The 23,204-nt window shown below is 39.1% G+C and carries 18 protein-coding genes and 2 tRNA genes; 4 read left to right on the top strand and 16 right to left on the bottom strand.

The genetic code is table 11. The annotated features are described in order from the left end of the window. Window positions 1–28: 28 nt before the first annotated feature. From OA84_RS04450 to OA84_RS04435, 4 genes are all read right to left on the bottom strand, one after another. On the bottom strand, window positions 29–592 hold the full coding sequence (locus OA84_RS04450; RefSeq protein WP_039343065.1) for a YMGG-like glycine zipper-containing protein: 564 nt from the start codon (window positions 590–592) through the stop codon (window positions 29–31). A 145-nt stretch (window positions 593–737) separates the two neighbouring features. Beyond that, window positions 738–2,024 carry a DUF389 domain-containing protein gene (locus OA84_RS04445; RefSeq protein ID WP_039343062.1) on the bottom strand — a complete coding sequence of 429 codons (1,287 nt, stop codon included), beginning with the start codon at window positions 2,022–2,024 and terminating at the stop codon, window positions 738–740. Window positions 2,025–2,141: 117 nt separating this feature from the next. Continuing rightward, window positions 2,142–2,212: transfer RNA gene (locus OA84_RS04440), tRNA-Cys, on the bottom strand. A gap of 58 nt (window positions 2,213–2,270) precedes the next feature. Next, entirely contained in the window at window positions 2,271–3,644 is a 1,374-nt protein-coding gene (locus tag OA84_RS04435; RefSeq protein WP_052252177.1) for a DUF4403 family protein, read from the bottom strand. 137 nt (window positions 3,645–3,781) lie between these two features. On the opposite strand from OA84_RS04435, the gene OA84_RS04430 reads away from it, so the two are divergent. Further along, on the top strand, window positions 3,782–4,780 hold the full coding sequence (locus tag OA84_RS04430; protein WP_039343058.1) for an LLM class flavin-dependent oxidoreductase: 999 nt from the start codon (window positions 3,782–3,784) through the stop codon (window positions 4,778–4,780). A gap of 188 nt (window positions 4,781–4,968) precedes the next feature. Continuing rightward, complete coding sequence (gene ribB, locus OA84_RS04425; RefSeq protein WP_039343055.1) at window positions 4,969–6,090, top strand: 3,4-dihydroxy-2-butanone-4-phosphate synthase; 1,122 nt, start codon at window positions 4,969–4,971, stop codon at window positions 6,088–6,090. A gap of 43 nt (window positions 6,091–6,133) precedes the next feature. Here ribB and OA84_RS04420 read toward each other — a convergent pair whose 3' ends face one another. From OA84_RS04420 to rpoB, 5 genes are all read right to left on the bottom strand, one after another. Further along, the gene (locus tag OA84_RS04420) at window positions 6,134–6,637 is read right to left on the bottom strand and encodes a thermonuclease family protein (protein ID WP_039343053.1); all 504 of its coding nucleotides are present in this window, start codon (window positions 6,635–6,637) and stop codon (window positions 6,134–6,136) included. A gap of 118 nt (window positions 6,638–6,755) precedes the next feature. Continuing rightward, window positions 6,756–7,973: a hypothetical protein gene (locus OA84_RS04415; RefSeq protein ID WP_039343051.1), complete on the bottom strand. Its 1,218-nt coding sequence runs from the start codon at window positions 7,971–7,973 to the stop codon at window positions 6,756–6,758. Between the two features lie 217 nt (window positions 7,974–8,190). Further along, complete coding sequence (locus OA84_RS04410; protein WP_039343049.1) at window positions 8,191–8,505, bottom strand: DUF3467 domain-containing protein; 315 nt, start codon at window positions 8,503–8,505, stop codon at window positions 8,191–8,193. A gap of 98 nt (window positions 8,506–8,603) precedes the next feature. After that, window positions 8,604–12,869, bottom strand: coding sequence for a DNA-directed RNA polymerase subunit beta' (gene rpoC / locus OA84_RS04405; RefSeq protein WP_039343048.1), 4,266 nt, complete (start codon window positions 12,867–12,869; stop codon window positions 8,604–8,606). Between the two features lie 83 nt (window positions 12,870–12,952). Further along, on the bottom strand, window positions 12,953–16,780 hold the full coding sequence (rpoB, locus tag OA84_RS04400) for a DNA-directed RNA polymerase subunit beta (RefSeq protein ID WP_039343046.1): 3,828 nt from the start codon (window positions 16,778–16,780) through the stop codon (window positions 12,953–12,955). A 596-nt stretch (window positions 16,781–17,376) separates the two neighbouring features. On the opposite strand from rpoB, the gene OA84_RS04395 reads away from it, so the two are divergent. After that, on the top strand, window positions 17,377–18,636 hold the full coding sequence (locus tag OA84_RS04395; protein WP_039345666.1) for a putative DNA modification/repair radical SAM protein: 1,260 nt from the start codon (window positions 17,377–17,379) through the stop codon (window positions 18,634–18,636). Then, window positions 18,637–19,401 carry a TIGR03915 family putative DNA repair protein gene (locus tag OA84_RS04390; RefSeq protein ID WP_039343044.1) on the top strand — a complete coding sequence of 255 codons (765 nt, stop codon included), beginning with the start codon at window positions 18,637–18,639 and terminating at the stop codon, window positions 19,399–19,401. Between the two features lie 139 nt (window positions 19,402–19,540). On the opposite strand, the gene rplL is transcribed toward OA84_RS04390, so the two are convergent. The 7 genes from rplL to OA84_RS04355 form a co-directional block, all read right to left on the bottom strand. Beyond that, complete coding sequence (rplL, locus tag OA84_RS04385) at window positions 19,541–19,909, bottom strand: 50S ribosomal protein L7/L12 (RefSeq protein WP_039343041.1); 369 nt, start codon at window positions 19,907–19,909, stop codon at window positions 19,541–19,543. A 54-nt stretch (window positions 19,910–19,963) separates the two neighbouring features. Continuing rightward, window positions 19,964–20,566: a 50S ribosomal protein L10 gene (rplJ, locus tag OA84_RS04380; protein WP_039343036.1), complete on the bottom strand. Its 603-nt coding sequence runs from the start codon at window positions 20,564–20,566 to the stop codon at window positions 19,964–19,966. 14 nt (window positions 20,567–20,580) lie between these two features. After that, complete coding sequence (gene rplA / locus OA84_RS04375; protein ID WP_039343032.1) at window positions 20,581–21,273, bottom strand: 50S ribosomal protein L1; 693 nt, start codon at window positions 21,271–21,273, stop codon at window positions 20,581–20,583. 11 nt (window positions 21,274–21,284) lie between these two features. Then, window positions 21,285–21,728 (bottom strand): 50S ribosomal protein L11, encoded by a 444-nt coding sequence (gene rplK / locus OA84_RS04370; protein WP_039343029.1) that lies wholly within the window; start codon window positions 21,726–21,728, stop codon window positions 21,285–21,287. A gap of 579 nt (window positions 21,729–22,307) precedes the next feature. Continuing rightward, on the bottom strand, window positions 22,308–22,850 hold the full coding sequence (gene nusG, locus OA84_RS04365; RefSeq protein ID WP_039343026.1) for a transcription termination/antitermination protein NusG: 543 nt from the start codon (window positions 22,848–22,850) through the stop codon (window positions 22,308–22,310). Window positions 22,851–22,865: 15 nt separating this feature from the next. Further along, window positions 22,866–23,069 carry a preprotein translocase subunit SecE gene (secE, locus tag OA84_RS04360; RefSeq protein ID WP_039343023.1) on the bottom strand — a complete coding sequence of 68 codons (204 nt, stop codon included), beginning with the start codon at window positions 23,067–23,069 and terminating at the stop codon, window positions 22,866–22,868. A gap of 13 nt (window positions 23,070–23,082) precedes the next feature. Then, a tRNA-Trp gene (locus tag OA84_RS04355) sits at window positions 23,083–23,153 on the bottom strand. Between the last annotated feature and the right edge of the window lie 51 nt (window positions 23,154–23,204).

Here is a 23,204-nt window from a genome sequence, read left to right as displayed (position 1 = left end):
GCAATCTTTTAATTAAAATATGTAAATATTATCGGGGTTGTACTCTACCGTCTTTTCTATCCTGCGATCTACCGATGGTATAACCTGTTGCACCACCTGCAACACCACCAATTACGGCACCTAAAGCACGGTTTTTCTTACTGATAATCGCACCGGCTGCAGCACCACCAACGGTACCGATAATAGCACCTTTAGCAGCTTTACTCATTCCCTGTGGTTGTGCAGCTTGAGTAGTACCAGCGCCGTCATTGGAATAATTACCAGAAGAAGACGATTGTCGCGGTGTGTTGTTTACGTAAACTGTTTTGGTTTCCCGGATGACCTGAGGTCTTGGAGCGGCAGCACGCGCTTTTTCGACTTCAGCAATACTGTCCTGTTTTTTCTGTGTTTCGTAGGCGATTTTTTCCTTTTCAATCGCTAATTTCTGTTTTTCAATTTCCAGCTGTCTTGCCTGGAATTCCATTTTCTGTTGCTCTACAGATTTTTCAGCTACTTTATTGTCCTTTGTACAGGCTGCTAACATCAGCACTGAAAGCGAACCTGTTAAAAATAACTTTTTGAATATTGATGGTGTTTGAATTATAGTTTCCATAACGTACTTTTTATAAATTAAGAATCATTTTCAGATTGTTATAGCCTAATGCCAAAATTGGAACCAATGTAGCGTTAAGGAAATGTTAATTTATTTAAAATGTATTAAAACCTGTTACAGTCAAATTTTTAACCGCTTTCAAAAATCAAGGTCGGCGGTAAATTTCCAGCGTATCAACCTTTAATTTTGTTTTTAACCAATCGGCGAGAAGCGTTTTTCGCTCATCTGACAGATCATTTTCACTTTGATAAAGCGCCACCGGAATAATTTGTGTTGAATCTTTTTTAAGGAAAATTTCCTGTTTAGCCACTGAAATGGTGCTGAGCTCGGGAAATATCGCCTTGGTTTCGTTGAATAAGTTATCGGTTTTGAAAGAATAGCGGTCAACAGAAGCGTTTAACTCAGCAATGACATTCGAAAAATCATTTTCAATTTCATTATTCGCAATTTTTTTTGTGGAGGCTTCGGCAAGAAATGCGCTGTCCTGGCGAATAATCAAGCGGGTATTTGGTAAACCCAGCGCCTCCAACTTCTTATTTTCGTCTGCGATTTCTTTCGCGGTAAATTTCCTGTTGAGAAATGCGAGCTCAATGGTGCGCTGTCCGGTGGCAGAATAAGTTGTTTTTTGGTAAACAATGGTGTTGTTCTTTCTTTCAAATTCTTTTTGAACGTATTCTGAAACTTTTTCTTTAAAACGCTGTTCCTGAATAAATTTATACGCAAAGAAAATACTTGGAACAATCATGGAAACGGTAATAAAAGTAATCCAGTTCCGTACTTTTTTTTCGCGGGCTGCATCCACAAATCCTACGGCGGGATATTTTAAATATTTAGCGATGAGATAGGTCGCGATACATATAAAAACGCAATTGATGGCATATAAGAAAAGAGCACCACCAAAGAAGGAAAAATTACCCGTTGCCAGACCATAACCGGCAGTACAGAGCGGCGGCATGAGCGCTGTCGCAATAGCAACGCCGGGAATTGGATTCCCCTTTTCAACCCGTGTTACAGCAATTACGCCGACTAATCCGCCAAAAAAGGCGATGATCACATCATAAATATTAGGCGCTGTACGGGCCAAAATTTCCGATTGGGCTTCTTTGAAAGGCGTCAGAAAGAAATAAAGCGAGGAAAACAACAGACCTACAAGAGTTGATACCAAGAGATTTTTTAAAGACTTCCGCAGTAACTTAAAATCGAACATTGCCAACGCGAAACCGGCACCAACAATCGGTCCCATAAGCGGGGAAATAAGCATCGCGCCAATAACCACCGCAGTAGAGTTTAAATTCAGACCTACAGAAGCGATGACAATAGCACAGGCTAAAACCCAAACATTTGAGCCCGAGAAAACAATGCTGTTCTGCACATTTGCCAGCACTTTTTCTTTTTGCTCTTCGCCGTCCTGAAGGTTGAAATAATTATTCATATAATAAATTTACGGATTGAACAAATTTAGAAATTTAAATAACGTTTACAGGCAGCGTCAAAATCCACCTTAAAATAAAAAACCCTAAAATCTTCGTAAAAAGATAATAGGGTTTTGAGGTTCCTAGCGGATTCGAACCGCTGTAGATGGTGTTGCAGACCACTGCCTAACCACTCGGCCAAAGAACCATTTGGGTTTGCAAATATAGAAAATTTATTAAAATTGCCGAAATTAATTCTGTCTAAATTAGAAACCGCTAATTTTCAACACAAGTTTCGCTTCGGTGTCGATAACAACCGTCAGCACTTCGCCGTTCAGCAGAATTTTGGAAGGTTTTAATCCGAAGACTTTTCCGGTGAGTTTCACACCTTTGTAATATTCTTTGTTAAAGGCTTCTTCGATGCTTTTTCTCGCCTCATCTTCAATCGTAGCGGTCGGAATCCCATATTCCGTCTCGATTAGATGAACGATTTTACCTTTAAAAAGCAATGCTGCAGCTTTATGTAAAATATTTTTGGTCGATAATTTATACGTCGTTTCCGAAAGCGTAATTTTCCTTTTTTCCGCGTCATAAACCGGAATTCCGGAAATGGTAGAAATTCCTTCTAAAGCACCGCTCGTTGATATTTCCATAATTATGCGGTTTTCCACGCTGGAAATTTTCACGTCATCAACCACGATTTTTGATTTTCCTTCGCGGAAATCAAATTCTTTTCCGAGAAACATTTTTTCGGCAATTTCTTCAGCTTCTTTCAGCGGAATATTTGCGGTGGTTTGGAGCACAAATTTTTGCGGCAATTCGGGCACTTTTTTGAAGTTTGCCACAGTTTTCAATAGCGGTGAAGCGGCAGGTTTTTCGCCGGTAAAAGTTTCTGAATACGTTTCAATACCGATTCCAAAATCCAGCCGGTCCCGGTAAAAAACCAGCGGCGAGATGTTGATATTTAAAGGTGAAACTTTTAACCAAGTATCATATTCTTCCGAAATATTAAAGGGCTGTGCAAAATTATTCCAAGCTAAAACGGCATATTTTTGAAAATTCAGCTGTTCCGCCAACATTTCATCGATGGTTTTAGAAAATTCAGCCTGCTGTTTCTGCAAAGTGCTTTCAATTAAAGACGTTAGCGGTAATTTAATTTTACCGTAATCCAACACCGGCTTCGTCACCCATTTGAATCCGCGCTGTGAAGTTTTGGTGGCGACCGTCCAGTTATTTTGAAAATTAATTTGCGTGCTGAAATACATCACCGTTTCAAAAGTGGTATTTTGGTAGTTATACAGCCCAAATTTTCCGATTCCTTTTTCCGCCCAAATCTTCAGTGGAACTTCTATTAAAAGGTTCTGTTCAGTTCCGCCAACCAATCGAATTGGTCGTGTTTTCCAGACTTTTACTTTAAACTGATCGTTGTCGTTATCCGTAAATGAATTATCCTCGAAAAGCAAGTTCGGCGTGGAAGCATTAATGATATTCGAAATTTCAGCGAGCGGAATCTGAACGGGAATCAGCACTGATGATTTTATTTTCGGAAATATCGTCGGCGCCACTTTTTCTGAATTTAAGCTTTGTGCGGATACAGCAAAACCGGTAAAAATCCATAAAATCGAAAACAAATACTTCATTAGGTTTATTTTTTGTAACGCAAAATTGCGGAAAATTGATAAAACGAAAAAATTTGCCATTTCTGCTCGAAAAAATCAATCACAATGATAGGCAGAATTTCCGGAAATTTTAAAACTATTTTGGTAACTTACTTTTTATGAAAAAATTTGAACTTTCTGTACTGGATTTAGCGCCGGTAAAGCAGAATAAAACGATACACGATACATTTAATGACAGTTTAGAACTTGCCAGAAAGGTGGAAAATCTTAATTACAGACGCTTCTGGCTGGCAGAACATCATAATATGGCGAGCATTGCAAGCTCCGCAACCTCAGTATTAATCGGATTTATCGCAAACGGAACGAAAAAAATCCGCGTAGGTTCCGGCGGTATCATGTTGCCGAACCACAGCTCGCTCGTCATTGCAGAACAGTTCGGGACTTTGGAAAGTCTTTTTCCGCACAGAATTGATTTGGGCGTTGGTCGCGCGCCGGGAACCGACGGTTTAACGGCAAAAGCGCTGGGTAGAAATCCGCAGAATATCAATCAGCATTTTCCGCATCAAATTCAGGAGTTGCAAAGGTATTTTTCCACGGAAAATTCGGAAAGCCTGGTCCGCGCAATTCCGGGTGAAGGCTGTGATATCCCGATTTATATTTTAGGTTCCAGCACCGACAGCGCGTGGCTGGCTGCCGAAATGGGCTTACCTTATGCTTTTGCCGGACATTTTGCGCCGGATATGATGGAAGCCGCTTTTGAAATTTACCGCCAAAACTATCAGCCAAGTGAAAAATTCCCGACACCATATATTATAGCGTGTGTAAACGGAATTGCCGCGGAGACCGACGCCGAAGCCAAAAAACTTTCAACTACACTTTATCAGGCTTTTCTGAATATCATTAGAAATGACAGAAAACCGTATTCACCGCCGGTTGACGACATTGAAAAAGTCTGGAATTACATGGAAAAAACACACGTTCTGCGCATGTTGCGCTACAGTTTCGTGGGCGGTCCGGAAAAAATTAAAAATGAAATGCAGCAGTTTCAAGCCGCTTTCGGTGTGGATGAAATGATGATTACGTCACACATCTACGAGCAGCAAGCGCGTTTAAGATCGTACGAGATTTTCAGCGAAGTGGTAAAAGAAATTTTTTAGGCATTTTAGCGGCAAATTTTTCCGTTCAGTAAATTCGAAAAATTGGGCATTAAAAGAACAAATTTTTGACTTTTATCAAACAGAAAAATTGGGCGTTAAAAGAACAAATTTTTCGCTTTTAGCAAAAGCCGTATTTCAATTGTCGATTGCGCTAAATCTCAGTATCTTTGCAAAAATCTAAAAGTAAAATGTCAGACATTCAATTAAATACGATTGCTGAAGCGATTGAAGATCTAAAAAACGGAAAAATCATCATCGTAGTTGATGATGAAAACAGAGAAAATGAAGGAGATTTTCTTTCTGCTGCAGAACTGACGACGCCGGAAATCATCAATTTCATGACAATTCATGGTCGCGGTCTCATCTGTACGCCGCTTCCGGAAAAAAGATGCGACGAACTTGGCCTCGATATTATGGTGACGCGCAGCTCCGATCCGAAAGAAACCGCTTTTACCGTTTCCGTAGATTTGTTGGGTGAAGGCGTTTCTACCGGAATTTCCGCGAGCGACCGCAGCAAAACGATTTTAGCTTTAATGGATCCGAATACAAAACCGGCGGATTTTATGCGACCGGGACATATTTTTCCGTTACGCGCAAAAAAAGGCGGCGTTTTAAAAAGGGCCGGTCACACCGAAGCTGCCATTGATTTAACTAAACTTGCGGGCTTGCAGGAAGGCGGCGTGATTTGCGAAATCATGAATGATGACGGTTCCATGGCGAGACTGCCGGAACTGTACGCGCTGGCGAAAAAACATGACCTGAAACTGGTTTCCATCGAAGATTTAATTGAATATCAGCTGAAAAAAGGCGATTTAATCGCACGTATCGAGGAAAGAAAAGTAAAAACTTTCTATGGCGAATTTGATTTTTTCGCTTTTAAAGAAACAAGTACAGACCAAATTCATTTTGCTTTAACAAAAGGAAAATGGGCAGAAAACGAACCGATTTTAGTGCGCGTACAGGCTTCAAATTCATATTTTGATGTGTTAAGCCGGTTGACAAGTGGTGAAAAACCTTTGCTGGAAAAAGTAACTTCGATGATCAATGCTGAAGGAAAAGGCGCGATTATTTTCATCAACAACGTTTCGAATTCAGAAAACACGATGCGCAAACTTCAGCAGTTTTTGGACTTCCAGGACGGTCAGGAAAAAAGACCGACTTTAGCCTCGAATTTTCATGATTACGGAATTGGAACGCAGATTTTGAAAAATTTAGGAATTAATAAATTCCGTGTGATTTCGCAGAATATTCACCAAAAACCTTTGGTAGGCGGCTATGATGTGGAAGTCACCGAAATGGTGCAGCTATAGAAAAATAAAAAATATCGTCTTTTAAGGCGATATTTTTTTGAAATTATTTCCGGTATTCCCAGGGCGCGACGGGAGATTTTTCGGACCACAAACCGACTTTATTTCTGCGTGCTAAAAGTTCCAGCTTTGCATATTCCAGATTCAAGGAATATTTTTTATAATGCCAGGCTAAACCTGCTTTCAGCATTTCTTTGTTAAGGCAGGTTTTTTCATTCAAATAAATTTCCGCGATTATGCGGCCGCGCGCATCGTAATTTCCTTTTTTTCCGGTGCTCACTAATGTTACTGTTTTTCCGAAAGCAAGTTCAGCGAGTTTTTGCTTTGAAACAAAACCAAAAGCCTGTTTTTTTTCAGGCGCATCGATGTGTTCAAGCCGCACGACGATTGGAAGCTGATAATATAAAACCTCAACGGTGTCGCCGTCTTTAATTCCGATAACTTTGACTTTTAAAATAAGCTGTTCTGTTTTCTGAAAAAAGGGCTGCGAAGCAGGAAAAAAAGTATTTGCGCTGAATAGAAATAGAAAGAGTTGAATTATTTTTTTCATGCTAGAATAAATTTATTTCATTTTTCTAAAGTAGGGAATTTTATAAAAAAATGAGGTTTTAGCCCGGAAAAAGTCCCAATTCCTTTAAATGAAACAGGATTGATTAAAAAAAGCTGTACTAAATGTTTTTACCCATTAAAGGTTCAACTTGGTTGGTTCCAGCAAACTGTTGCTTCTTCGAATTGTATAACGATAGTTTTTCTTCAAAGTGCGTGAAATGCGTTTCCGAAATTAGATGATGCAGTTTTTTAAGAATTTTGGACTTTTCTTTTAATTCTACAATTTCAAGCAGCAGGAAGTAATAGATTATTGAATAATATTTTTGCCAGCCAAAACCGAGATTTTCCAGATTTACACGCTCTGCAAATTTTTTGGCAGTTTCTTCGTCGCCGATTTTGTGATAGCCGACTGCAGAGAGAATTTTCCAAACCTCATCGTGTGTTAATTTCCTTTGAGACGGAATAAAATTTTGCTGAGCACTGCTTTGGAAAGTGTTGTTTTCGAGTAATAACCGTATTTCACTTTTACGTTCCGTAAAAATCAGCGATTCAAGAACCGTGTATTCAAAACTGCAGACAGAGGATTTTGAAGCGGAAATATATAGTTCGCGACTGGCTTTCATTGCTGAATACGTTTTAGTGAACAGAATTTCATCACCGATATAATCGGCATAATGAAGTGTTATTCCGAATTTCAGTCCGGCGGGAATTACAAACACTTCCGGCGAAAGTTCTGTCTCCTTTACTTTTTGAAAAAAAAGGTGCATAAGTTCCTGATTTCCTTGTAAAAAAGCACTTTGGTAGAGGAAACCATATGCAAAAATTCGGGCTTCGTTTGTTTGGTTGAATTTAAGGTAAGACATGAAGTATTGCGAATACACGGTCCCAAGCATGTCGCGCATCGGGTGATTTTCCATGAAATATTTTCTAACTAATGGAAAAGGCATCATTCGGTGATGGATGGTGGCAAGGTGAAAGGGCGAATCAGCTATTTGCCTGCAAAGTTGCTCACTTTTAAGCCAATAATCATTTCCTGAATCTTCGGCAGAACCGAAGAATAATTCCAGCTCGCTGTTTGTCTTAAAATCTGCAAAGTGATGAAAATCGGTAAATCCGCAAAATTTCGCCAGGATATCCAATGTATAGAGGCTTGGTTGTGAAGATGCTTTAATCAATCCAAAAAACCGCCGCAAAGTTTGGGCACTGATATTGGTCTTAAGTTTTTCTGCAAGAATAGCTGCAAGATTTTCGCAGTCGGTGGCAGTTACGATCTGCTTCCCAAACTGATCAATTACATTTAGACGGAGCTGAAGAAGTGCGTCTGTATTCCGATTCATGAATTTAACATTTCTATTTGTGTCACTTGCCGGCAGTTAATAATGTACAGCAATGTACAAAAACTTTACCTTAATTGAATGTATATTTGCAGGTACACAAATGATGGAGAAAAAATTTCTCAAAAACAGCTTGCTGTGAGCTTCTCTCAAAAACACAAATGAAAAATCCCGGTACATTACTGAACCGGGATTTAGTTTGAAAAAACGTGGAAACTAATTACGCCTGTACGTTATTTTGACCTAATACGAAAGGTTCAACTTCTTTGATTTCACCAAACTGCTGCTCGTAGTTCGCGATGTTTTGCTGCAAAGCTGCCAATACTCTTTTTGCGTGCAATGGAGCAAGAATTACTCTTGATCTTACGTTTGCCTGCTGAACTCCGGGCATCATCTGGATAAAATCCAAAACGAATTCTGAAGGTGAATTATTCACCAACGCAAGGTTGCAATATACGCCCTGTGCAACCATTTCGTTTAAGTTAATGTTAATGTTGTTCTGATCTTGATTTTGGTTTTGATCTTGGTTGTCCATTTTTTGAAATATTTTAAATTTTTAATTTTAGATTGTAGACTTCAGAAATCAGACTTCAGAAATTAAAATTCTGAAATCTGATGTCTTTTTGTCTTATTTTAATTGATGTCTTCGAATTCTTTTTTAGAACCTACGATTACATTTTGATAATCTTTCAGACCTGTACCTGCAGGAATTCTGTGTCCTACAATTACATTTTCTTTCAGACCGCTCAGGTAATCTACTTTTCCGGAAACTGCTGCTTCATTCAAAACTTTGGTAGTTTCCTGGAAGGAAGCCGCCGACATGAACGATTTGGTTTGAAGCGCGGCTCTGGTAATCCCCTGTAAAACAGGAGTTGCCGTTGCTGATAAAGCTTCACGAACTTCTACCAAGGCTAAATCTTCACGTTTCAGTTTAGAATTTTCGTCTCTAAGTTCTCTTGCAGTAATCATCTGACCTGGTTTAAATTCTTTCGAATCGCCAGCTTCAACAACTACTTTAAGGCCGAAAACGCGGTTGTTTTCTTCTAAGAAATCACCTTTGTGCTCTAAAGCACCTTCGAGAAACTGAGTATCTCCACCATCTACAATTGAAACTTTGGTCATCATCTGACGAACAATAATTTCAAAGTGTTTGTCATCGATTTTCACCCCTTGAAGTCGGTAAACCTCCTGAATTTCATTAACCAAATATTCCTGAACGGCAGTTGGTCCTTTGATTTTCAAGATGTCATCCGGTGTGGTAGATCCATCAGAAAGTGGCGAACCAGCTCTCACGAAGTCATTTTCCTGTACCAGAATCTGGTTGGAAAGTTTCACCAAATATTTGGAGATTTCTCCGGTTTTAGCTTCTACGATCAACTCGCGGTTACCTCTTTTGATTTTTCCATAAGATACTACACCATCGATTTCTGTAACTACCGCCGGGTTGGAAGGATTTCTCGCTTCGAACAATTCGGTAACACGAGGAAGACCACCGGTGATATCCCCTGATTTTGCTGATTTTCTTGGGATCTTGATCATTACTTTACCTGCTTTAATCTTCTCACCATCATTTACCATAATGTGAGCGCCAACCGGTAGGTTATAAGCTTTTTGTTCAACACCTTTAGAGTCTACAACTTTCAAAGTTGGTACGGCTTTCTTGTTTCTAGATTCAGAAATTACTTTCTCTTCAAAACCAGTCTGCTCATCAATTTCCAACTGGAAGGAAACCCCTTGGATAATATCTTCGTACTCGATTTTACCTGCAGATTCTGCAATAATTACCGCGTTATACGGATCCCACTTACAGATTAAATCACCTTTTTTCACTTTGTCACCCGGTTTTACAGCCAACTCAGATCCATAAGGAATATTCGCAACCATTAATGGCGTTCTGGCAGCATTGTCTGCTACCAAACGGAATTCTGTCGAACGTGAAACTACGATTTCCGCTTTTTTACCTTCTTCGTTTTCGGAAGTTACGGTACGGATTTCGTCCATTTCTACGATACCATCACGTCTTGCAACGATGGAAGGATTTTCGGAGATATTTCCTGCAGTTCCCCCTTGGTGGAAGGTTCTCAATGTTAACTGAGTTCCCGGCTCACCGATGGATTGTGCTGCGATAACACCTACCGCTTCACCCATGTGAATTGGTTTTCCGGTTGCTAAGTTTCTACCGTAACAAGCGGCACATATTCCTTTTTTCGCTTCACAAGTCAATGGCGAACGAACTTCTACGATATCGATACCCGCAGCTTCGATTTTTTTGGCGATTGCTTCATCAATTAATTGATCAGCTTCCAAAATAATTTCGTCGGTTTCGGGATCGTAAACATTATGTAAAGAAACTCTACCTAAGATTCTTTCAGAAAGTCTTTCAACAATCTCATCGTTTTTCTTAAGCGGTGTAATTTCTGTTCCTCGTAAAGTACCACAGTCGTTTTCTGTAATGATAACGTCCTGCGCCACATCTACCAATCTTCTGGTCAGGTAACCCGCATCGGCAGTTTTCAAAGCGGTATCTGCTAAACCTTTACGAGCACCGTGAGTGGAGATAAAGTATTCCAAAATTGACAGACCTTCTTTAAAGTTGGCCACAATTGGGTTTTCAATAATTTCTGCCCCTGTAGAGCCCGCTTTTTGCGGTTTTGCCATCAATCCACGCATACCGGAAAGCTGACGGATTTGCTCTTTGGAACCCCTTGCACCGGAATCAAGCATCATGTACACGGAATTGAACCCACCTTGGTCGGTTTTCATTCTGCTCATGATCATCTCGGTTAATCCGGCGTTGGTATTGGTCCAAACGTCAATTACCTGGTTGTATCTTTCGGTATCGGTAATCAATCCCATGTTATAGTTGGCCTTGATCTCATCAACTGTTTCCACAGCGGTAGCGATCATGCTTTTCTTTTCTTCCGGAATTACGATATCTCCTAAACTAAATGAGAGACCACCTTTGAATGCATTGGAGTAACCTAAGTCTTTCATATCATCCAGGAAGCGTACAGTTGTCGGGAAATCAGTATCGGCCAAGATTCTACCAATTACATTTCGCAATGATTTCTTGGTTAAAAGTTCATTTACAAAACCAACTTCTTTCGGTACAATCTGGTTGAATAAAACTCTACCCACCGTAGTTTCGGTAAGTCGTGTTACCAATTCTCCTTCTTCTTTCACAGGAACTCTACATCTTACCTTTGCATTTAAAGACACCTGTCCTTCAGCATAAGCGATTTCTACTTCTTCCGGAGAATAGAAAGCAAGGCCTTCACCTTTCACTTTCATATCATCAGTTGAAGATAATTCTTTGGTCATAAAATACAGACCCAAAACCATGTCCTGAGAAGGAACGGTAATCGGTGAACCATTTGCAGGGTTCAAGATATTCTGGGAACCAAGCATTAAAAGCTGTGCTTCTAATATAGCTTCCGGACCTAAAGGTAAGTGAACAGCCATCTGGTCACCATCGAAATCGGCATTAAATGCCGTTGTTACCAACGGGTGAAGTTGAATCGCTTTTCCTTCAATCATTTTTGGTTGGAAGGCCTGGATTCCTAATCTGTGAAGCGTAGGTGCCCGGTTTAAAAGTACTGGGTGACCTTTCATTACGCCTTCTAGGATGTCATAAACAACAGGTTCTTTCCTGTCGATGATTCTTTTGGCAGATTTTACGGTTTTTACAATTCCTCTTTCAATCAGTTTTCTGATGATGAACGGTTTGTAAAGTTCCGCTGCCATATCTTTTGGAATTCCACATTCGTGTAACTGTAAGTTTGGACCTACGACGATTACCGAACGCGCAGAATAATCCACACGTTTTCCTAATAAATTTTGACGGAAACGACCTTGCTTACCTTTTAGTGAATCAGAAAGTGATTTCAACGGTCTGTTGGATTCTGATTTTACAGCAGAAGATTTTCTGGTATTATCAAAAAGTGAATCCACCGATTCCTGCAACATTCTTTTTTCGTTTCGAAGAATTACTTCCGGAGCTTTAATCTCTAAAAGTCTCTTCAAACGGTTGTTTCTGATGATTACACGACGGTAAAGGTCATTTAAATCTGAAGTCGCAAAACGACCACCATCCAATGGAACCAAAGGTCTCAATTCGGGTGGAATAACCGGAAGCACTCTCATAATCATCCATTCGGGACGGTTGACCATACGTGTGTTTGCACCTCTCAAGGCTTCAACAACGTTTAATCTTTTTAAGGCTTCAGTTCTTCTTTGTTTTGAAGATTCGTTGTGTGCTTTGTGACGTAAATCGAACGACAATGCATCTAAATCAATTCTTTTCAATAATTCTTCAACCGCTTCAGCACCCATTTTGGCGATGAATTTATTCGGGTCCGAATCATCTAAATATTGATTATCCGGTGGTAAAGTTTCCAAAACATCCAGATATTCTTCTTCAGTTAAGAATTCTTTGTCATCAAAGTCAGCGCCGTCGGCTTTTTTCGCCATACCCTGCTGAATTACGACATATCTTTCGTAATAGATGATCATGTCTAATTTCTTAGACGGCAATCCTAAAAGATATCCGATTTTATTCGGCAAAGAACGGAAATACCAGATGTGCGCTACAGGAACAACCAAACCAATATGGCCGATTCTTTCTCTACGAACTTTTTTCTCTGTAACTTCTACACCACAACGGTCACAAACGATTCCTTTGTATCGGATTCTTTTGTATTTACCACACGCACACTCATAATCCTTAACAGGACCGAAGATTTTCTCACAGAAAAGACCATCTCTTTCCGGCTTGTGCGTACGGTAGTTAATAGTTTCGGGCTTTAAAACTTCACCGCGGGAATCCTGCAAAATGATTTCCGGAGAAGCAAGTCCAATCGTAATTTTTGTAAAATTACTTGTTTTATTTTTGTTTGACATTTCTTAGATTTTAGATTGTAGATTTTAGATTTTAGATTTTTTCCGGGCTAAAAGGCCGAAAAATTTGAATTTAAAATTTAAAATTATTCCTCAAGTCTTACATCAAGACCAAGACCCTGTAACTCATGTAACAATACATTGAAGGATTCCGGAATACCTGGTTCAGGCATTGCTTCACCTTTTGCAATTGCTTCGTAAGTTTTAGCTCTACCAATCACGTCATCCGACTTCACGGTCAGGATTTCACGAAGGATATTTGAAGCGCCAAACGCTTCCAATGCCCAAACCTCCATCTCACCAAATCTTTGTCCACCGAACTGCGCTTTACCACCTAACGGCTGCTGCGTAATCAATGAGTAAGGTCCGATAGAACGTGCGTGCATTTTATCATCTACCATGTGACCAAGTTTCAACATGTAAATAATTCCAACCGTTGCCGGCTGCGCGAATCTTTCACCTGTTCCTCCGTCATAAAGGTAAGTGCTGCCATATTTTGGTAAACCTGCCTGGTCGGTATACTCTGTAATCTGGTCTAAACTTGCTCCGTCGAAAATCGGCGTTGCAAATTTTAATCCTAATTTCTGACCTGCCCAGCCTAAAACGGTCTCATAAATCTGACCAATATTCATACGGGAAGGTACACCAAGTGGATTCAAAACGATATCTACCGGAGTTCCATCTTCTAAGAATGGCATATCTTCTTCACGTACAATTCTGGAAACGATCCCTTTGTTACCGTGACGACCCGCCATTTTATCACCTACGTTCAGTTTACGTTTTTTAGCAACATAAACTTTGGCAAGTTTAATGATACCTGCAGGAAGCTCATCACCAATTGAAATTGCGAACTTCTCACGGTTTTTAATCCCCTGAATGTCGTTATATTTAATCTTATAGTTATGGATCAACTGTTTTACCAAGCTGTTACGCTCTGCATCTACAGTCCAGTCCGCGCCGCTTACGTTTACATAATCTTCAACAGATTGTAGAAGTTTTGTAGTAAACTTCACGCCTTTACCGATAATTTCTTCGTTAAGGTCGTTATTTACGCCTTGTGAAGTTTTACCGTTAACTAAAGTTCCTAGTTTTTCAAGAAGTGTATTTCTTAATTCATCGAATTTCGCTTTGTACGTATTTTCGATTTCCTCAAGTTTCAATTTCTCTTCGGATCTTTTCTTTTTGTCTTTGATGTTTCTGGAGAACAGTTTTTTGTTGATAACAACTCCTCTTAAAGAAGAATCCGCTTTCAACGAAGCATCTTTTACATCTCCTGCTTTGTCACCAAAGATCGCGCGCAAAAGTTTTTCTTCCGGTGTTGGATCTGATTCTCCTTTTGGAGTAATCTTTCCAATCATAATATCACCAGGCTTCACATCAGCACCGATTCTAATCATACCGTTTTCGTCAAGATCTTTAGTGGCTTCTTCGGAAACGTTCGGGATATCCGCAGTTAATTCTTCCATACCTAATTTGGTATCACGGACTTCCAGTGAATATTCATCAACGTGAATTGAAGTAAACCAGTCTTCACGCACTACTTTTTCGTTAATTACAATCGCATCCTCGAAGTTGTACCCTTTCCACGGCATAAATGCTACAGTAAGGTTTCTACCGATCGCTAATTCTCCATTTTCTGTCGCATAACCGTCACAAAGAACCTGACCTTTTTCTACTTTGTCGCCTACTCTTACGTTTGGTCTCAAGGTGATGGTTGTACTCTGGTTGGTTTTACGGAATTTGGTTAATTTATATGTTTTAGTTCCTGAATCAAAAGATACGAGATCCTGATCTTCAGTTCTGTCATACTTAATGGTGATCTTATTTGCATCCACATATTCTACAACACCAGTTCCTTCAGCATTGATTAAAACACGTGAATCTGTAGCAACCTGTTTTTCCAAACCTGTTCCAACAATTGGTGCTTCCGGTTTTAATAACGGAACGGCCTGACGCATCATATTCGATCCCATCAACGCTCGGTTCGCATCATCATGCTCCAAGAAAGGAATTAATGACGCAGAAATACCGGAAATCTGGTTCGGTGCAACATCGATCAAGTCAACCTGTTGCGGCTCAACAACCGGATAATCACCATCCAAACGTGCAATCACACGGTCAGTGCTGATGGTTCCGTCGTCTTTCATCTCGATATTCGCCTGCGCAATTACACGATCTTCTTCATCTTCCGCATTTAAGTAAACTGGTGCAGTCTTCAAGTCAACTTTACCGTTTTCTACTTTTCTATAAGGAGTTTCGATGAAACCAAGACTGTTGATTTTCGCATAAATACCTAAAGATGAAATCAAACCAATGTTTGGTCCCTCTGGAGTTTCAATAGGGCAAATTCTTCCGTAGTGTGTATGGTGAACGTCACGTACCTCAAAACCTGCTCTTTCTCTTGAAAGTCCACCAGGTCCTAAAGCCGAGAGTCTACGCTTGTGCGTGATCTCGGATAATGGATTGGTTTGATCCATAAACTGTGACAACTGGTTGGTTCCGAAGAACGAGTTGATCACAGAAGTTAAAGTTTTCGCATTCACCAAATCAATTGGAGTAAAGATTTCGTTATCTCTAACGTTCATTCTCTCTCTGATGGTTCTTGCAATTCTGGAAAGACCTACGCTGAACTGACCTGATAATTGCTCACCAACGGTTTTAATACGTCGGTTTGACAAGTGGTCAATATCATCTACTTCCGCTTTTGCATTCACCAATTCGATAAGGTGACGTACAATTGCGATAATATCCTCTTTCGTTAAAACTTCAGTTTTTTCCGGGATATTCAGGTTTAATTTTTTATTTAGTCGGTAACGCCCAACTTCACCTAAAGAGTAACGCTGCTCAGAGAAGAATAATTTTTCAATAATTCCACGTGCAGTTTCCTCATCTGGCGGATCTGCATTACGCAACTGACGGTAAATATATTCCACCGCTTCTTTTTCGGAGTTGGTTGGATCTTTTTGTAAAGTATTCTGGATGATAGAAAATTCGTTTGCATTTTCTTTGTGAATCAAAATTGATTTCACACCAGAATCCATAATCATATCGATGTGTTCTTTTTCAAGAACAGTTTCACGGTCTAAGATGATCTCGTTTCTTTCGATAGAAACTACTTCACCAGTGTCTTCATCCACGAAATCTTCGAACCAGGTGTTCAAAACTCTCGCAGCAAGTACTCTGCCTTCTACTTTTTTCAAAGCTGCTTTAGAAACCTTAACTTCTTCTGCAAGGTCGAAAATCTGAAGGATATCTTTATCAGACTCGTAACCAATCGCTCTTAACAATGTTGTTAAAGGCAATTTTTTCTTACGGTCGATGTACGCAAACATCACATTATTAATGTCGGTTGTAAATTCCATCCAAGATCCTTTGAAAGGGATAATACGGGAATAATACAATTTTGTTCCGTTGGCGTGATAAGTCTGACCAAAGAAAACACCCGGCGAACGGTGTAACTGTGTTACAATAACACGCTCTGCACCGTTGATGATAAATGAACCGGAAGGCGTCATATATGGCACCGGTCCTAAATAAACGTCCTGTACAACAGTCTGGAAATCTTCATGTTCCGGGTCTGTACAGTACAGTTTTAATCTCGCTTTTAGAGGAACTGAATAAGTTAAACCTCTTTCTACACACTCGTCGATCGAGTATCTTGGGGAATCAACCAAATAATCCAAAAACTCCAAAACGAAGTTGTTTCGGGAATCGGTAATTGGGAAATTTTCTTGAAAGGTTTTGTACAAAGATTCATTGAGTCTTTGCTCCGGAAGGGTATCCAACTGGAAAAAATCTTTGAAAGATTGGATCTGAATGTCCAAAAAGTCAGGAGTCACAATTTTCCCTTTTGCTTCGGAGAAATTGATTCTTTGATTAGCCTGAGCTTTAGCGACTGCTTTAGATTTACTCATAAAAAAATTAAAGAATGAGGGTTAAAAAATATTTTGTTTCAAAATATCAGAAAGAAAAACAGGAAAAAAGGGTGATTTAACAGGTGATTTTTGGCGCAATCAGTAGAATTATCACTCACAGTTCCTCGAAGCTCTCTCTAACTGCAACATCGGTATATCTTTTCACGACGTAATGCAAAATATTTTCACTGTATTTCGGCTAAATTATTATTTGCTGACTATAGAAAACGGAAAATCCTCTTCCAAAAAATGAAAGAGTTGAAAATCAATTAATTAAGGTCTGATGTATAATTATTTGCGCCAAAATAGAGTGCAAAGATACATTTTATTTGCGGGATTGGCAAATATTGTCTAATTGTAGAACAGCTACGAAGTTATAAATTTAAGTTAAATTTTTCACTAAAACTTCAAAAATAATAATTGATTTTTAAAAGTCGATGAATGCAGAATTTTGGAAAAAAATGCCCAAACAGTACGGAAAAAATTTACGCTAAATACCTGATTATCAATGTTTAAATTATTATGTTAAATAAGTATTAAAATTTTTGTCACCGTTTTTTTCCTTCGTAAATTTACGCTCCAAAACCGCAAAATTTATGAATTTTCCCCGCCTGCAAGAAAAACTCGAAATCCTGGCTGATGCCGCGAAATATGATGTTTCCTGCTCTTCCAGCGGCGGTAACCGGAAAAATACCAAAGGCGGTTTGGGCGACAGTCACGCCACCGGAATTTGCCATTCTTACACCGAAGACGGCCGCTGCGTTTCCCTGCTAAAAATCCTGCTGACCAATCACTGCATTTACGATTGCGCCTACTGCGTTTCCCGAAAATCTAACGATATTAAAAGAGCCGCTTTTACCGTAGAAGAAGTGGTGGATTTAACGATCAATTTTTACCGGCGGAATTACATCGAAGGTTTGTTTTTAAGCTCCGGAATTTTCAAAGATGCGGACACCACGATGGAAAGATTGGTCCGCGTTGCGAAAAAACTGCGTACAGAACACAATTTCAACGGTTATATTCACCTGAAATCCATTCCCGGCGCTAGTGATGAACTCATGAAAGAAGCCGGTTTGTACGCTGACCGACTTTCCATTAATCTGGAAATTCCGACCACAAAAGGTTTGAAACTATTAGCACCCGAAAAATCGCACGACCAGATGATTAAACCGATGGGTTACATTAAAAATGAACTCATCCTTTATAAAGAAGAGAAAAAAATCTTCAAAAATGTCCCAAAATTTGCTCCTGCCGGACAATCTACGCAAATGATTGTAGGCGCGACGGACGAAACCGATTTGAAAATCATTAAAGTCGCGGATCATTTCTACCAGAATTTCAAGCTGAAACGCGTCTATTATTCCGGTTATGTGCCGATGCTGGAAGATATAAGATTGCCTTCCATCGATTCGCAGGTGCCGATGTTGCGGGAAAACCGGCTGTATCAGGCCGATTGGTTGATGCGATTTTATGGCTTTAAAGCCGATGAAATTTTAGAAAAAAGCAATCCTTTCCTGGATTTGGAAGTTGATCCGAAACTCGCGTGGGCGCTGCGAAACCGCGAGCAATTTCCGGTGAACATCAATACCGCGACGAAAGAAATGATATTACGCGTTCCCGGAATTGGGCGAAAATCAATGTTTAAAATTTTAAGCGCGCGAACTTTTCAGAAACTGAATTTGGGTCATTTGCAAAAAATGGGCGTGGCGACGAACCGCGCCAAATATTTTATCGAATTTGAATCACAAAATATCTTCAATAAATACATCGATGATTTCAACTTCCGGAAGATCATTTTGCAAGGTATGAAATCAAAATTCCAGAATCCGTTTTCGGAACAACTGACGCTTTTTTAAATGACGACGCTTTTGTACGACGGAAGTTTCGAAGGCCTTTTCACGGCAGTTTTTGAAGTTTACGAATATAAGTTCGAACCTGCGGAAATTATTTCTAAAAAAAATCATCAAACCGAATCGATTTTTTCGGAAACGCATGAAGTCATCACCAATGAAAAAAAAGCAAAACGCGTTCTGCAAAAATTAGAGGCAAATCTGGGCAAAAAAGGCGTTTCACAACTGCTGCGCGTTTACCTTTCAGAAAAGGAACATGCGGAAAGACTTATCCTTTCAGCGGTTGCGCTTTCGCTGGAATTTCCTAAGGAAAATATACTGAATAATTTTGCGCATCCGGATATGATGGAAATTGCCAAAATCACCAAATCGATGAGCCGCGAAGTGCACCGGATGCATGCTTTCATAAGATTTGAAAAGTTGCAGGACGAAGTTTACTTTGCGAAGATTGAACCGGATTTCAATGTTTTACCATTAATCATCAGCCATTTTAAAAACCGTTATCAGGACCAGAAATGGATGATTTACGATATTCGGCGCGGTTACGGTGTTTTTTATGATTTAGAAGAGGCGCAGTTTTTTGAACCAAACTTCGACGAAAATTTTCAGTTGAAAAAAACGGGAAGCCTTTTGCACGAAGAGGAAATGAACTATCAAAAACTTTGGCAGCGTTATTTCTTCAAAACCAATATTCCGGAACGGAAAAATTTAAAACTTCATGTGCAATCGTTGCCGAAGCGTTACTGGAAATATTTAACTGAAAAATATTGAGCTTTTCGGGCATTTTTTTCAATTTTAGAAAACGGAAAAATTTGCCGTTATTGCAGCTAATTTTTCAGTTTTCATCAATGATTTAAAAACAAAAAAAACCGCCCAAATAGGCGGTTTTTTTATAAAGTTGCTTTAAGAATTATTTCAATTCTACTTCAGCACCAGCTTCTTCTAATTGTTTTTTTAAAGCTTCAGCTTCGTCTTTAGAGATGCCTTCTTTGATAGCAGTCGGAGCTGAATCTACCATATCTTTAGCTTCTTTAAGACCTGCACCAGTTAAATCTTTAACTAATTTTACAACTGCTAATTTAGAAGCACCTGCAGCTTTCAAGACTACATCGAATTCTGTTTTTTCTTCAACAGCTTCAGCAGCAGCACCACCTCCGGCAGCAACAGCAACAGCAGCAGGCTCAATACCGTACTCTTCTTTAAGAATAGCAGCTAATTCGTTTACGTCTTTTACGGTTAAGTTTACAAGCGTTTCCGCTAAGTTTTTTAAATCTGACATTTTAATAATGTTTTAATTGTTGAACGATTTATTTTGATTTTTTTTTGAGTCTAATTACTCTGCACTTGGTGCATCTGTAGCGTCAGTGCTTGCTTCTGGAGCAGCTTCTGCAGCTGGAGTTTCTTCTGCCGGTGCTTCTTCTGTTGCTGGAGCAGCTTCTTCTGAAGATCCTGTTGCTTCGTCTTTGTTCTGAAGCGCAGAAAGTACATTTCTAAGTGGAGACTGAAGCAATGTGATAATTTCACCAATCATTTCTTCTCTTGACTTGATGCTTACTAAAGCGTCTAAGTTTTCGTCGCCTACATAGAAAGTTTCCTGTAAATAAGCAGATTTTAAGGCAGGAATTTCAGCTTTTTTTCTGAATCCCTGAATCAACTTAGCCGGAGCGTTTGCTGTTTCAGAAATCATCAAAGCGGAGTTACCTACGAAAGTTGGGAACATTTCAGAGTAATCTACTCCTTCAATTTGCTCCAAAGCTTTCTGTAACAAAGTGTTTTTTACAACCTTTACTGTAATATTCTGCTTGAATGCCTGTCTTCTGAATTCAGAAGTTGCAGCAGCATTCATTCCTTCAAGACTTGCTACATAAACCACTTTCGCGTCCTGTAATGCGTCTTTCAATTCTTGTATTACTAATACTTTATCTTCTTTTGTCATTGTCTTACAGATTATTAGTTTACAGATTTAGTATCAATTGCAATACCTGGACTCATGGTAGAAGACAAGTAGATGCTTCTTACATAAACACCTTTAGAGGCAGTTGGCTTCAATTTCATCAATGTCTGAATTAATTCAGCTGCATTTTCTTTAATTTGAGCCGGCTCGAAAGATACTTTACCAATTCCTGCGTGGATAATACCGTATTTATCAACTTTAAAATCAATTTTACCTGATTTTACTTCAGAGACTGCTTTACCAATATCCATGGTAACAGTTCCTGATTTTGGGTTCGGCATCAAACCACGTGGACCTAAAATTCTACCTAACGGGCCTAATTTCCCCATTACAGCAGGCATAGTCACGATAACGTCAACATCCGTCCAACCTTCTTTTATTTTCTGTAAATATTCGTCAAGACCTACATAATCCGCACCTGCTGCGGTAGCTTCAGCTTCTTTGTCTGGAGTTACAAGAGCAAGTACTTTTACATCTTTACCTGTACCGTGTGGAAGAGAAACTACGCCTCTTACCATTTGGTTTGCTTTTCTTGGATCTACACCCAATCTAACAGCCAAGTCAACAGATGCGTCAAATTTTGCAAAGTTTACTTCTTTCACCAAAGCCGAAGCTTCGTCAAGACTGTAAATTTTGTTTTTTTCTATTTTGCTTAAAGCTTCCTTTTGCTTTTTAGTTAATTTTGCCATTTTCTGTGGTTTTAAGCGTTAGTTGGTTTAGTTCCTGTTACTCTCAATCCCATAGAACGGGCAGTTCCTGCAATCATTGTCATTGCAGAATCTAATGTAAAGCAGTTAAGATCAGTCATCTTGTCTTCTGCAATTTTTTTAACCTGATCCCAAGATACACTTCCTACTTTCGCGCGGTTAGGTTCACCAGAACCTTTCTTTTGCTTAGAAGCATCTAAAAGCTGAATAGCAGCTGGAGGAGTTTTAATAACGAATTCAAAAGATTTGTCTTCGAAAACTGTAATAACTACAGGTAAAACTTGCCCAGGCTTATCTTGAGTTCTTCCGTTAAATTGCTTACAAAACTCCATAATGTTCACCCCTGCAGAACCCAAAGCTGGACCTACCGGTGGAGATGGGTTTGCCGCTCCTCCTTTTACTTGGAGCTTCACCATTTTAAAGACTTTTTTAGCCATTTTTTCTTTTTAAAAAATTAAGTAATTTATGAATGTGGAAGCATTTATAAATCTGCAGAGCAGGTTCTCATATCACTACTCTACATTTCGGACTGCAAAATTAAGAATAAATTTTAATTACACAAGTGGTAAGGTCTTGATTTTTAGAAAGAATTTTACTCAGTGGAAAGTTGACAGGGGAAAGTGATCAGTTTATAGTTAAAATAAACAGGTAAAAATTATAGTTGTGTCGTAATAACGCGTCGTGGGCTTAAAGAGAAAAATTTGCCGTTAAAGCAAGGAATTTTTTTCAAATGATTTTCATGGTGGGAAATTTTCGGTGCTAAAAGGATGTTTTTTTCTGAAAATTTAAAACAGAAAAATTTGCCGTTAAAGCAGGAAATTTTTTACAATATCGAAAGGAATTTTTTCGGTGCTAAAACGGTGTTTTTTTTGAAAAAAGGAAAATGAGAAAATTTGCCTTTAAAGCAAGGAATTTTGGAGTTTAAAAATTAACTTCAATAAATTACCATTGATAATTAAAAAAGAAAAAGTCAACTCGGGAAAGTTGACTTTTAATTTATTATTTGAAAAAAGCTGTTAAACTTTTTCTACCTGCATAAAGCTGAGTTCCATCGGTGTTTTTCTGCCGAAGATCATTACGGATACTTCGATTTTCTTTTTCTCTTCGTGTAGTTTTTCTACTGTTCCGTTGAAACCATTGAATGGTCCGTCGATTACTTTTACGTTTTCACCAACCACGAACGGAATTGCTGTTTCCATGGCGAATTCAGACAATTCATCCATTCTACCCAACATTCTGTTCACCTCAGATTTACGCATCGGCACAGGATCGCCGCCTTTAGTAGAACTTAAAAATGAAATTACACCTGGAATATTTTTAATGATGTGTGGGATTTCACCAACTAAATTGGCCTCAACCATCAAATAACCTGGGTAGTATGGTTTTTCTTTCGGTACTTTTTTACCATTTCTTATCTGGATCACTTTTTCCATAGGAATGACCACCTGAGTAACGTAATCTTCGAAACCGTGGTGTTTCATTTCGTTCTCAATATAGGCTTTCACCTTATTTTCCTGTCCGCTGATGGATTTCAGTACGTACCACTTCAAGTCACTCATTTTGGGAAAATAATTTTAATTGAACAGATTGATAAAGAGCGAGATGGTATTCGCAATAGATTTACTGAACAATGAATCTACACCAAAAGTAAAAAGCGCTAAAATAATGGTAGCAATGGTAACTACAATCGTAGACGACTGCAACTCTGGCCATTTTGGCCATTCAACTTTGTCTTTAAATTCGGTATAAGAACCTTTAATAAAATCTACTAAACTCATTATCTTTTATTTGCACGGGCACAAGGACTCGAACCCTGATCAACGGTTTTGGAGACCGGTATCCTACCATTGGACGATGCCCGTAGATTAAAAAAAGTTCCGTAAGAATCCCTACGGAACTTTAATATTTAATTA

It is taken from the genome of Kaistella solincola (assembly GCF_000812875.1).
In the GTDB taxonomy this organism is placed as follows: Bacteria; Bacteroidota; Bacteroidia; order Flavobacteriales; family Weeksellaceae; genus Kaistella; species Kaistella solincola.
Note: the sequence above shows the minus strand (reverse complement) of the source record. Positions and strands in the feature narration are given on the sequence as shown.